The following is a 12,450-nucleotide window of genomic DNA, read 5'->3' as shown; positions in this document are numbered from 1 at the left end:
ACATATAGCCGGAATGCTTTATTTTTGCTGCACAAATGGCTGCGTAGTACAATGGATAGTACGTGGGTCTCCGGAACCCAAGATTCAGGTTCGATTCCTGACGCAGCCACGCAACAAGCAAAGAAGCGACCTTTTTGGGGTCGCTTCTTTGCTTTAGCTTACTTGCACTCTACTACGGGCTGTGCATTGGCATTCATCTGAATGGCGGGGCTCCACCATCCGCCTTGCCCCAGCCCTCTGACTATTAAAAAAACAGCCAATACCACCATCATGAAGCGCTGCAAAAGCACTCCACTCCCTAACTGCTTAAAACGTTGCAACAACCAATGCCACAAACGATGCGCTCCCAGCAATAAAATCGTAGTAATCAAACCAAAAATAAACATATTGCTTACTGCCCGGACCATATCCCCTTCTGCCATCGACAAGAAGGCTGCTCCATAAACTAGTCCACAAGGCAACAAACCATTAGCAATTCCAAGAAAAAAGCCACCTCCTTGTTTGTTGTATCGTTGCCCCAATTCTCGGAAGAAGTTTGCCAATCGAAAGCCAGCTTTATTTGCCCCCCGCCACTCTATCCAAACATAAACCAACAACAAAGCCCCTGACAAAACAGACAACTGCTGTTGAGTAAGAAACAGAGCTCCGCCCATCCCGATACTACCCAGCAAAAGCCCCAACAAAAGATAGGCAAAAATGCGCCCGCCATGATACAGCAACTGCCAGCTACGAGAACGCCCGGCATGCAAGGCAGCAATCAAGGGAGAGCACATGCCTACACAGTGAAAAGCTCCGCCCAAAGCCAATAAGACAACTCCTATCTTTATCATAATGCTACAAATGCAGTTTTTGCTCCATGTAGTAAGACTGTCCATCCATGCTCCACTGCATTTTTACTTCCCAGTAGCCGGGCAAAAGCCCAGACATATCCAGCTCATATTCCTGCTGGTCTTGTCGAATAGGTACTTCTTTATCGAGGCGCGCATCCGATGGGCGATAGAGCTTAATTTTCCCTTCCTGAATACCGCTATATGGCAACTTTATATACAACTTCTTCGCCGTCTTGTGGTACTCCACCACAGGCTGCTGTTCCAGTGCCCTTGTACGTGTAATGGCATCTATACGTGCCTGATATGCCAGCTCTTCTTTATAGTAGTTTTTATCCACCAAATGAATATCGTCTTGTGCTACACAAATAAACACCAAGTAGCTCATAAAGGCAATAAAGCCTCCGAGCAACAGCGCTATTTTATATCCCCAACTGATTCTCATAGCTTTTACATTTTTAATAATTAGAAAAGAAGCTTGCTTCTACCGTTTCGATGGTTTCATCGGTATTTGCGTTTTTTACTCTGAACTTTAAGAAAGTTTTTCTTCCTGTTATGTTCTTCCTATCCAAAAAAACGAAGAAAATCAACTCTCTTTTTTCTGCTGGCTTTAACGATATCGTCGAGCTTTTTTCACCTTCAAGCTGTACTCGCCCACGAGGCTCTATTAGCTCCAACTGAACCTGCAAGGTGTCGAATGATTTATTCACAATAGAAGCGTTGAATAGATTGCTGATTGTGCCGTCTTCTTGTAGTTGAGCCAATTGCCCCGGGGTACGCAGTATCACGGTCTCTGTGCTGCTTCTACCAAACACCAACACAGCGATAACCCCCAGCAGTATCAGCAGCACCGCCGAATAAGCCCATGCTCTTTTGGTCAGATGGAAAGGTACGCCTTCTTCTATGCTGCGCACAGAGGCATAGCGTATCAATCCCTTGGGTTTGCCCACTTTCTCCATGACTGCATCACAAGCATCTATACAAGCAGTACAACCAACACACTCCATTTGAGTGCCATTGCGGATATCGATACCAGTAGGACATACCTGTACGCAGAGGGTACAATCCACACAGTCGCCTTTGGGTTCGGTAGCTGTTTCTTGATTTTTTTTCAGTTTGCCACGGGGCTCCCCTCTTTTATAGTCATAAGCCACGGTCATGGTGTCGTTATCGACCAGCACCCCTTGCAGACGCCCATAGGGGCAAATCAATATACAAGCCTGCTCGCGCACGTAGCTAAACACAAAATAGAAAACAGCACTAAAACCCAAAACACCCAAAAAACCTGCCCAATGCTTCGTTGGTGGCTGGGTTACTATTTGAATTGTTTCTTTAAGTCCGATAAGATATGCCATGAAGGTATGCCCTATAAGAAGGGCTATCAAGATAAAAATACCGTGCTTGGCTACCTTCTTCAGTACCTTTTCTTTAGTCCATGGTTGCTTTTCGAGCTTCAACCGTTGGTTACGGTCTCCTTCTATCCAGTATTCTATTTTGCGGAACACCATCTCCATGAACACTGTTTGCGGGCAGACCCAACCACACCATATGCGTCCATAAATCACTGTAAAAAGAATAACAAACACGAAGAAGGCAAGCATGGTAAGCCCAAATATGATGAAGTCTTGTGGGAAAAACACCTGCCCGAAAATGATAAAGATGCGTTCAAACACGTTGAACATCATAAACGGGTGTCCATCTACATAAATAAAAGGCATAGCGAAAAAGACAGCCAACAGCAGCCAACTCACCCAAGTACGATATTTATAGAAACGCCCTTGGGGCTTTTTGGGGTGAATCCACACCCGCTTTCCCTCTTTATCTACAAAAGAGACATGGTCCCTATACAGCTCTTCGTATTCTACGTCAGTGAGGATGTTGTTACTCATAGTTCTATTATTTTTAAAAAGCGGTGGAAAAGCACGTTCTGGCTTCTCCACCTGCTACTATTCATACAGATTACTCACACTTTTCACCTTGCGGTTCTTTCGGATTAGGCGGATTGGTTCCGCGTAGGCTCAACACATAAGATGCCACCTGTTGTATTTCTTGAGGCTTTAAGCTATTTTGCCAAGGCACCATCCCTTTTTGTGGCACGCCGTATTTCACCACCTTGAATACATCTTTAATATTGCAGCCGTGTAGCCAAGCGTCATCGGTCAGGTTGGGACCTACCCCGCCTTGCCCTTCGTTGCCATGGCAAGCAGCACAGTTTTGCACAAAGATGGCTTTGCCTGCTTCCAAGGCAGCGGCATCGCTAAGCAACTCCACGTTGCTTTCATCTATGAGGTTGGCTTGGGTTTTCTTATATTCCTCAATGGCAATGGTTGCTTGTTGCATTTCTATTTCAAACTCTTCTTCTTGCAAAGGTGCCCACTCAAATACATGATAAGCCAGCAGATAACCTACCGAAAAGACTACAGTGGCAAAATACAGGAACTTCAACCATGGCGGCATGTGATTGTCCAGTTCACGGATACCGTCATAATTGTGGTCCAACATGAGCACTTGCTCTTGCACTTCTACAGGCTGCTCGGTTCCTCCTATTTTTTTGAGCCAGCGGCTCCACAGTGATTCATGTACTTCTTCGCCGCTTTGTTGTTTAAGGATGATACGCAACACGGCAGCCACATATACCCCGGTCAAAAGAACCAGAATGGCAATAATTCCTATCAAAATCAGGATGGCAAGCAGCATCCAGTCGGTTTGTGTCATATTCGCAAAATCCATATTTCTTATTTTTTTAGTTGTTTTTTATGCATGCACTAAGCATCCTTAGAATCTTCCAAGGGGATACGGCGTATTTCCTCTACGACTTCTTTCTTCATAGTAAATACCCGGATACCCAAGGCTACAAAGAAGACAAAGAAGACAAGCAAAGAGAAGATGGGATAGTTAGCCACGCCGTCGATGAGTTCAAAATAATGCTTAAACATAGTATGGTAGGGTTTAAAGGGTCCTATTTATTATTTACATTGACCTGTGTCTGTGCTTCGGCATCCACATTCTTGATATCTGTACCCAAACGTTGCAGATAAGCAATGAGCGCTACTATTTCATCGTCGGGCGCTACATTTTGAATACCGTCTTTATTCAGACTCGCAACTATACGCTTGGCTTGCTTGTCTATATCCTTCAATGCCATTTCTTGTTCATAGCCTTCTGGATAAGGCACACCCAATGTGCGCATAGCGGCTATTTTGGCTTTCACTTCTTCTTTATCGTACTTCTGCTCGAAAAGCCAAGGATAAGGCGGCATGATGGAACCCGGCGACATACTGGTGGGGTCATACATATGGTTGTAGTGCCAGCTGTCGGGATATTTGCCTCCCAGTCGCATCAAATCGGGTCCTGTGCGCTTCGAGCCCCACAAGAACGGATGCTCATACACGTATTCGCCTGCTTTGGAGTATTCGCCATAGCGCACTACCTCCGAGCGAAAAGGACGTATCAGCTGAGAGTGGCAGTTGTTGCATCCTTCACGGATATAAATATCGCGCCCAATCAGCTCCAGGGGAGTATATGGCTTCACTGCGGCAATCGTCGGTATGTTGGACTCGACCAGAAAGGTAGGCACCATCTGAGCTATACCGCCAATCAAGATAGCCACCAAGCTCAATACAGTAAACAACACCGGTTTGCGCTCCAAGATAGCGTGCCAATATTCATTTTTTACATACACAGGCTTCAGAGCAGGCGCCTCGGCTGCTTCCTCTGCCACAAAATTCCCTCGGGCAGCTGTCTTCCACAGGTTATACACCATGATAAAGAAGCCAGTCAGGTACAAGGCTCCACCAATCGAGCGCAGTATATACATGGGCACGATTTGGCTCACAGTAGTTATGAAGTTGGGGTACTGCAGCATGCCATCCGGGGTAAACTCCTTCCACATCAGGCTTTGTGTGATACCTGCCCAATACATAGGCAGTGCATAGAAGATAATCCCCAAAGTACCCAACCAGAAGTGTGTATTGGCTAAACGCTTCGAATAAAGCTCTGTATTCCACATCTTAGGCACCAGCCAGTACAGCATGCCAAAGGTCAGGAAGCCATTCCACCCTAAACCACCTATATGTACGTGGGCAATCGTCCAGTCAGTAAAGTGAGAAATAGCATTGACATTTTTAAGCGAAAGCATCGGACCCTCGAAAGTTGCCATACCGTAGGCGGTTACAGCAACTACCATAAACTTCAAAATAGGGTTTTCACGCACACGGTCCCATGCCCCACGCAAGGTAAGCAGCCCATTGAGCATACCTCCCCACGAAGGTGCAATCAGCATCACAGAGAACACGGTACCCAAGCTTTGTGCCCAGTCGGGCAGCGTGCTATACAGCAAGTGGTGCGGACCCGCCCAGATGTAAATAAAAATCAGTGACCAAAAGTGTACGATAGATAGACGGTAAGAATAAATCGGACGGTTCGCTGCCTTGGGTAGATAGTAATACATCAAACCAAGGAAGGGAGTTGTCAGAAAGAAAGCCACAGCATTGTGACCATACCACCATTGCACCAAGGCATCTTGCACACCGGCATACCATGAATAACTTTTAAAGAAGCTAACCGGCAGCTCAAAAGAGTTGACCACATGCAATACCGCCACGGTAACAAAAGTAGCTATATAAAACCAAATAGCCACATACATATGACGTTCGCGACGGCGCAGAATGGTACCCAGCATATTCCAGCCAAACACCACCCAGATGATGGTAATGGCTATATCGATGGGCCATTCCAACTCGGCATACTCCTTAGAGGTGGTAATCCCCAATGGCAAAGTGATGGCTGCCGACAGAATGATTAGCTGCCACCCCCAGAAATGAATCCAGCTCAGCGTTTTGCTAAACATGGGGGTTTTCAACAAACGGGGCATAGAATAATAGACCCCCGCAAAGATGGCATTACCCACAAATGCAAAAATCACTGCGTTGGTGTGTAAGGGGCGAATACGCCCGAAGGTGGTGTAAGGTAGCCCCAAGTTCAGCGCAGGATAATAGAGCTGAATGGCTACTATCAAGCCTACCAGCATACCTATCGCCCCAAATACAATGGTGGCGATGAGGAAGGCTCGCACAATCTTGTTGTCATAATAAAACTTTTCAGTCATAATTCCGTTTGGTTTTAGCCTTTTTCTATGCATAAAAGTAGCACATCGGCTATCTCTACGGAATGACTGCAATTACCCAGCTCATTGATTGTTGTCATTGACAGCAAAAAGAAAAGGGCATCGCCTTGGCGAGCCCTTTTTAAAACAGTAATAGACAAGCGGCGAACGCCTACTCATACCGTAATAGCAGACAACTTATGAGGCAAAAACTTACACAAAAGCATGTTTATGCCTACGTAAAGGAAAGGATGTCCTATAAAGAAAAGGACAAACAGATAAGGAATGGTAGCTGCGCCTCCGTAAGTAGCCAGCAGATTAGTAAGCAAGCCCAACACATCGTTCATGCTTACCAGCCACTCCAGCCCATAGGCAAAGAAAACAAACAACACTATGGAGACTACTTCAACGAGTATCCCTACCAACAGCACCCGGAAAAACAAACGGCGCCGAGTATGATATTTGGCAAGCATTACTGCTACCATCCAAGCACACAAAAAACACAGCAAAAACCATCCACCCACGAGTATCCATTCTGTGTTGAGCAACAAAAGCGTAAACACACTATCATTCTCCAATACAAGCATCACCTTTATTACAGCCAACGCAAACATAGAAAGTAAAAAGAGCACAAGGCTGTACAAGTACGCTTCGCGAACAGTTCCAATAAAGTTCATAATTCCCTTTTTTATCGACGATAAACTTTCTTCAATTAAAAAAATAAGCAATAGTTTTCATAAAACCGCCAAGTTAATTTATAGAAAATGTAAAAACTTTTAGCTCCCTAAGCTGTTTTTTTATTTTAGCATCAATTTTTAGTCCATTCTGTCTTCACCACAAGATAAACATGTTAAAAGTTGCTTGGTCACCTTTGTATTGCCACCCTCTACCCAAAGGGCACAGATTTCCTATGGAAAAATACAACTTATTGCCCGAACAACTCCTTTATGAAGGAACTCTTACAAACGAAAGCTTTTTCACGCCTTCGATGCTCGACGAGCCGCTCATTCTCCGGGTGCATACAGCTGAGTATTGGGAAAAACTAAAGAAACTTGCTTTGACTCCCAAAGAAATTCGAGCAACCGGATTTCCTATTTCAGCCCGCTTGATAGAGCGCGAACGGCTCATCGCGCAAGGTACCATTCAGTGCGCCGAATATGCCCTACAATATGGCATTGCCATGAACATAGCTGGGGGCACCCACCATGCCTTCACCAATCGCGGCGAGGGCTTTTGTTTACTGAACGACATTGCCCTGGCAGCTCGCTATTTGTTGGACCACCAAAAAGCGCAGCGCATCCTGATTATTGACTTGGACGTACACCAAGGCAACGGCACCGCAGAAATCTTCCGCCAAGAGCCCGCCGTATTCACTTTTAGCATGCACGGTGCCAACAATTACCCACGCATCAAAGAGCAGTCCGACTGCGATGTGCATTTGCCCGACGGCACCGGCGACCGCCTCTATCTGTACGAATTGGAAAAGCATTTAGACTTTTTATTCAGCCACTTCGAGCCGGATTTTGTGTTTTTTCAAGCAGGCGTGGACGTATTGGCTACCGACAAACTGGGGCGGCTGGCATTAAGCATCGACGGCTGCCGCCAGCGCGACGAACTGGTTTTCCAATATTGCCGTCAGGGACAAATACCTGTAGTAGTAAGCATGGGGGGTGGCTATTCTCCCCGCCTCGCCGATATTCTCGAAGCACATGCAAATACCTACCGCACTGCTCAATTTTTATTCTTCTAAAAAAATTTTTTACCAAACATTCTATTGCGTGTATTTTTCGGCAAAAAAACACGCATCAATCTTCTCTTGCCCAGGGGCGGCGGTCAGGCTCTGCCATGCGCACTATTTTGGGGTAAAAAGCTGCCAAAGGCTTTACTATGTTTTTTTGCACTTTCATGAGGTCGGTCAGGTTTTTATACACCATAGGCGCCTCATCCAAATCACCGCCTATAAGTTCTACGCCGTGCTCTTGCAACACCTGCCGCAGCTGTCCGGGTGATAACTGCTGAAATGCCGCTTTTCTTGACATCAAGCGCCCTGCACCATGCGAAGCCGAATTCAAAGAAGCCGCCGCGCCCAAACCTTTGACCACAAAGCCGGCTTGTATCATAGAGCCGGGAATAACGCCTAAGGTACCAGCATGTGCCGGTGTAGCCCCTTTCCGATGCACAATCGCCGTGCGCCCGTCGGGAAGTGTTTCTTTCCACGCAAAGTTGTGATGGTTTTCGACCATCTTCACCGGCTGCAAGCCCAAAGCTTTTGCTATGCGGCGATGTATTTGGTGATGATTGGCAGAAGCATATTCACCAGCAAGGTGCATGGAAATCCAATATTCCTGTCCTTCTTCGGTGTCGAGCGACAACCACGCAAGGTGCGCCAACTCTTTGGGCAAGCGGGTGCGCTCTTTTGCCAGCTTCGAATAGTAATTGGCAATAGAAGCTCCAAAACCACGCGACCCTGAGTGGCTCAATAGCGCCAAATATTGCCCTTTGGGAATTCCCAAAGCTTCGTCTTCTTCATACACATCCAAGATACCCCACTCTACAAAATGATTTCCCGTGCCACTGGTTCCTATTTGCTCTTCTGCCTTTTTGCGCAACGAACGAATGAGCTTGGTTGCCTTCCACTCGGACTTATCCCATATGTCATCGGGCAGAGGGTTCGGATTAGAAGCGTTGATACCAAAAAAGGTGTGTTCACCCAAGAGTTTCTTCAGTTTGTCTCTTGTTTTCTCTACATAAGTCCCCTCCACATCCCATATCGACAGGCACATGCGGCAGGCGATGTCCACCCCTACAGCATAGGGAATCACCACGTTTTGACGCGTAGCCAGCACTCCCCCTATGGGGATGCCATAACCTACGTGGGCGTCGGGCATTAAAGCGCCGGCTTCCGCTATAGGCAAGCGCATAGCATTGTTCATCTGACGTATCGACTCTGTGTCTATGTATTGCTCTCCGAATACAGCATAAGGTAATGGCTGATTGCGCAACACCTCCAACGCTTCGTCTTGAGCTGTCTTTTGTGCAGCAGCTGCCTCAACAAGCAAAGCAGCAACGCTTCCCCAGTACTTGTGGTTTGTGTACTGCTGGGGGTGCTCCTGTAAGGCTTGTAACTCCTGCAATAGAAGCGCTTCCGTTACCCCTTTTTTCAATAGCTTTTTAAGCACGCGATGCGCCTGTTTAGCTATGTTGCGGTCGCCCAGTTGCAAAGTAAGGGTTTTAATGTCCAAGCTCATGATGTTCTTTTTTTTAAGCTTACTCATAGTCAAATGACAATACCGATACTTTCTTTTCCCAAATAGCCATGCAAAAGTTGGCTTTGCTTTTGGTAGTCCCTTCATTGTTCCGGGACAAGCGCCTCCGCTCTATCCGGTGAGCGAGCAAGGAGGTCTGAGCTCTCTTTTAACTTTAAACAAAAGACATTCAAAAAGTAATAGATGCAAATACGAATAAACACAGAACATTTCTTTCGTTTCCCAGTATGTGTTTTCAAAAATAAATTTTTTACTTTGAATTACAAAGTTATTTAAATAAATACTGATAAAAAAATAAGAAAAGCCCTCATTTGAGGGCTAAGACATGAAAACCATATACGATACACACGGGGATATAGACACTTAGCCTTGTTTTTGCCCAGCAGATGCCAAGTCTTCATAGCGGATAAAGCGCAGGTAATTCCCTTTAAACAAAGAGGCATTGAGCCTTAGGGGTTGGTCTTTAGGGTTAGGGTATTTGTTCAACCCCAACAGCACCTGCTTTCCTGTCTGCAACTTTTCTTTCAACTTACTTACATTCTCATTTACTTCTTGCTTCAAGTGCTCTATAGCTGCCACTTCAGTCAACCAGCCATGAGCTTGCAATTGCTGCAACTGCTGCCAAGTCTGCTTGCAGAAATCGCTGGTAACTGCCTCGACAAAGTAGCTGCCCGATGCCGGCAGCTGCACCTTATTTAAATAACTCTCGTCTTTCAACATAATCGGCAAGTTGCGACTTATGCGTCTCGAAAAGGCTGTGTGCTGCCCGCTGATGTAGTCATAAGGGTCGGCAGTGAGTACATCGGCACCCCCTACTACTGCTGCGGTCATTTCTATGGTTGCGCGCAACATATTATTGTGCGCATCGGCAGTGGTTTTATTATACAAAGCCGTACGTGCTTGTATGGGCAATCTTTCTGGTGCATTCATAAGCTGCGCCAGACGATACCAAATCAAGCGGGCGCTACGCAGCTTGACAACTTCCATAAAGTAGCGACTTCCTACCGAGAAACACAATTCCATACGCTCGTAGGGGTCTATGTCATACTTGCGCAGCTCAATGCCGTAAGTAATGGCAGCTGCCATGGTGTATGCCAAGGTGTGAGTCAAAGACAAGCCAATTTCTTGAAAATTGCGCCCTTGTATCGACAGGCGCAATTGGGGGTTTGCCTTCATAAGCGCTGCCAGCTGCTCCCATTCTTTCTCACTCAACGGAGCTCCTACGGCAATTATCTTCTCAGTCAGGGGGTCAATACAATAAGCGGCTGCTTGTTTTGCTTGCTGCCAGTCGAGCAAGTAAGCAGGTGCAGGCGTTGGCGTAGCGCCGGGCAGTTGCTCCCAATAAAACTCATCTGCCCCCCACTCTTTTGCTTCTTTTTCAAGGTCTTGGGCATCTTCGAGCGGATACAAAACTACACGGTTTTTCCAGCCGCGTGGCGTTAGGCGTTTCAGCAAAGCATGGCGGCGGTGCACTAACGCATCGTCAATATCTTCTTTCGTATAAATCGGTTCTATGGCTATTCCTTCCTCCGTGTGGCTTATCAGGTCTGCATACTGCTCTCCCTTCAAAGACTTTTCGATGAGCGCCACCCACTGTTTTTTGTCATAGGCAGGAAACTCGTTCAGCAAATCCTGTATGTCTTTTTCTACATTCATATGGATATAGCATTTAGTCTATCAATTGTGTTCCCCACTTCGATTTTTCCTCTTCGTTCCACAAGTTGGGAAAGAAAATGATTTTCTGAAAACGAGGAGGCAAATATTGGGTCCAGTTGGTGCCGCCGGTAGATGCCACTGCTTCACCCCGCTTTTTCATGAGGAACTTGGCTGCTGCTCGCAGGTGAGCCAAACGCCAACCCACATTAAATAAGTTATCGAAGCGGCGGTACTCTCGATGCAAGGCAGCCCGCTCCTCCTCATTCAACACAGTGCTCTTCTCCTGCAACAAAATGTAAAGGTTGTTTTGAAGGTGCCGCTGCGCCAGCTGCATCAGATGGGCGTCGTACTTTTCTTCGAAATGCTGCAGAGTGATGGTCTTCTTGCCGCTTTCCGATTCAATAGCCCCGCGCTTCCAATAGATAGAGGTATAAAGAGCTTCAATTGGCTCACTACGTTGTTGATGCTGCTGCTGGTCTTTGTCGAGCAGATGCCACAAGGTGGTAGATTTCAATTCTATTTCACGGAATTGTACCGACTGAAAACCACTTGCCGGCAACAAAGCCATACGGAATTTAAGAAACTGCTCACGCTCCATCCCCTCACTCATAATATCGGAAGAGCGCACCAATATATCCATGTAACGGTTGATGCGCTGCATTTTGTCTATCCAAAGAGGCAAGGGCAATTCATCTGCCTGAAGCAGTTGGTCTATCTCCCACTGAATGAGCTTAAAAAAAAGCTCTGTAATTTGGTGATACACCACAAAAATCATTTCATCGGGGAAAGAAGTACGCGGACGCTGCAGGGTCATCAAGGTATCCAAGGCGATATAGTCCCAGTACTTCAAATAGTCTGTATAAAGCAAGCCTTCTAAGTTGGAAGCCAGGTCCTGCCCTGTCTGGGCATAGCGACGGGACAATTGGCGCAGCTGCTCCAATACTTTCTCGTCTAAATCTTGATAAGTCATAATGAACAATGGTTTTTCATACGAGCAATTTTAGTGCAAAAATAGATATCGTACAAAAGAAGCTTGGATAAAGTAAAAGCATTTGCTTGCGTTTCATTCTTTCTTAGAAGACATTCAAAAACAAAAAGCGCCCTGGAGGGCGCTTTGAGAGTTCAACCAAAAGAGTACACTCTGCTATTTTACCCTGTACCAAGTTTGAGTTCGATAGAAGGGTCCCAAATAACCGCGCACTTTTAAGGTTTTTTCATCTTCCAGCCACATCTTGCAACGATACACCTTTCCCTTTTTAGGGTCGAGAATCTCGCCGCCGGTGTATTCATTCCCATCTTTTTTCATGTCCATTACAATGACCATGCCCATGACGGGTTTGTCTTTGCGCCAATCAGTACACTTGTCGCAAACAGCATCTTGACGGCTGGGGTCAAGGATTTTCACGACCTTGCCGGCATATTTGCCGCTTTTGGTCTCGTAAATCTCAACATGAGACTTCGGCTTGCCTGTTTCATCATCGATGGTTTCCCAAACCCCGGTGATGTCTTTTTGAGCAAACAGCAAGCCGCTGCTCAGCAGAACGCTCAAGAGTGAGAGGAGTGTTTTTTTTAGCATAGCTTTACATTTTTGTTTTTG

Annotated in this window: 12 protein-coding genes and 1 tRNA gene; 2 read left to right on the top strand and 11 right to left on the bottom strand. The window is 46.2% G+C overall.

All coding sequences use genetic code 11. The features are described from left to right. The first annotated feature begins 37 nt into the window (after window positions 1-37). Window positions 38-109 (top strand) — tRNA-Arg (locus FHS56_RS01700). 49 nt (window positions 110-158) lie between these two features. Here FHS56_RS01700 and FHS56_RS01695 read toward each other — a convergent pair. The 7 genes from FHS56_RS01695 to FHS56_RS01665 all read right to left on the bottom strand — a co-directional run bounded on the left by FHS56_RS01695 (window position 159) and on the right by FHS56_RS01665 (window position 6,608). After that, the gene (locus tag FHS56_RS01695) at window positions 159-830 is read right to left on the bottom strand and encodes a sulfite exporter TauE/SafE family protein (RefSeq protein WP_166918155.1); all 672 of its coding nucleotides are present in this window, start codon (window positions 828-830) and stop codon (window positions 159-161) included. Window positions 831-834: 4 nt separating this feature from the next. Next, window positions 835-1,272 (bottom strand): FixH family protein, encoded by a 438-nt coding sequence (locus FHS56_RS01690; protein ID WP_166918154.1) that lies wholly within the window; start codon window positions 1,270-1,272, stop codon window positions 835-837. A gap of 13 nt (window positions 1,273-1,285) precedes the next feature. After that, window positions 1,286-2,716 carry a cytochrome c oxidase accessory protein CcoG gene (gene ccoG, locus FHS56_RS01685; RefSeq protein WP_166918153.1) on the bottom strand — a complete coding sequence of 477 codons (1,431 nt, stop codon included), beginning with the start codon at window positions 2,714-2,716 and terminating at the stop codon, window positions 1,286-1,288. 70 nt (window positions 2,717-2,786) lie between these two features. After that, entirely contained in the window at window positions 2,787-3,557 is a 771-nt protein-coding gene (locus FHS56_RS01680) for a cbb3-type cytochrome c oxidase N-terminal domain-containing protein (RefSeq protein WP_166918152.1), read from the bottom strand. 35 nt (window positions 3,558-3,592) lie between these two features. Beyond that, window positions 3,593-3,763, bottom strand: a complete 171-nt coding sequence (locus tag FHS56_RS01675) for a CcoQ/FixQ family Cbb3-type cytochrome c oxidase assembly chaperone (RefSeq protein WP_166918151.1) — start codon at window positions 3,761-3,763, stop codon at window positions 3,593-3,595. A 23-nt stretch (window positions 3,764-3,786) separates the two neighbouring features. After that, window positions 3,787-5,934: a cytochrome-c oxidase, cbb3-type subunit I gene (gene ccoN / locus FHS56_RS01670; RefSeq protein WP_243844123.1), complete on the bottom strand. Its 2,148-nt coding sequence runs from the start codon at window positions 5,932-5,934 to the stop codon at window positions 3,787-3,789. A 173-nt stretch (window positions 5,935-6,107) separates the two neighbouring features. Then, complete coding sequence (locus FHS56_RS01665) at window positions 6,108-6,608, bottom strand: hypothetical protein (protein WP_166918150.1); 501 nt, start codon at window positions 6,606-6,608, stop codon at window positions 6,108-6,110. Between the two features lie 170 nt (window positions 6,609-6,778). Here FHS56_RS01665 and FHS56_RS01660 point away from each other — a divergent pair, with 170 nt between their 5' ends. Beyond that, window positions 6,779-7,681 (top strand): histone deacetylase family protein, encoded by a 903-nt coding sequence (locus FHS56_RS01660; RefSeq protein WP_166918149.1) that lies wholly within the window; start codon window positions 6,779-6,781, stop codon window positions 7,679-7,681. Window positions 7,682-7,736: 55 nt separating this feature from the next. Here FHS56_RS01660 and FHS56_RS01655 read toward each other — a convergent pair whose 3' ends face one another. The 4 genes from FHS56_RS01655 to FHS56_RS01640 form a co-directional block, all read right to left on the bottom strand. After that, entirely contained in the window at window positions 7,737-9,179 is a 1,443-nt protein-coding gene (locus FHS56_RS01655) for an RtcB family protein (protein ID WP_166918148.1), read from the bottom strand. Window positions 9,180-9,560: 381 nt separating this feature from the next. Beyond that, a complete protein-coding gene (locus tag FHS56_RS01650) occupies window positions 9,561-10,853 on the bottom strand; it encodes a methylmalonyl-CoA mutase family protein (RefSeq protein WP_166918147.1) in 1,293 nt (430 codons plus the stop codon). Window positions 10,854-10,866: 13 nt separating this feature from the next. Further along, window positions 10,867-11,823 (bottom strand): tryptophan 2,3-dioxygenase family protein, encoded by a 957-nt coding sequence (locus tag FHS56_RS01645; RefSeq protein WP_166918146.1) that lies wholly within the window; start codon window positions 11,821-11,823, stop codon window positions 10,867-10,869. 174 nt (window positions 11,824-11,997) lie between these two features. Beyond that, window positions 11,998-12,429, bottom strand: a complete 432-nt coding sequence (locus FHS56_RS01640) for a DUF2147 domain-containing protein (protein WP_166918145.1) — start codon at window positions 12,427-12,429, stop codon at window positions 11,998-12,000. Window positions 12,430-12,450 lie beyond the last annotated feature (21 nt).

This window comes from Thermonema lapsum, from assembly GCF_011761635.1.
In the GTDB taxonomy this organism is placed as follows: Bacteria; Bacteroidota; Bacteroidia; order Cytophagales; family Thermonemataceae; genus Thermonema; species Thermonema lapsum.
Note: the sequence above shows the minus strand (reverse complement) of the source record. Positions and strands in the feature narration are given on the sequence as shown.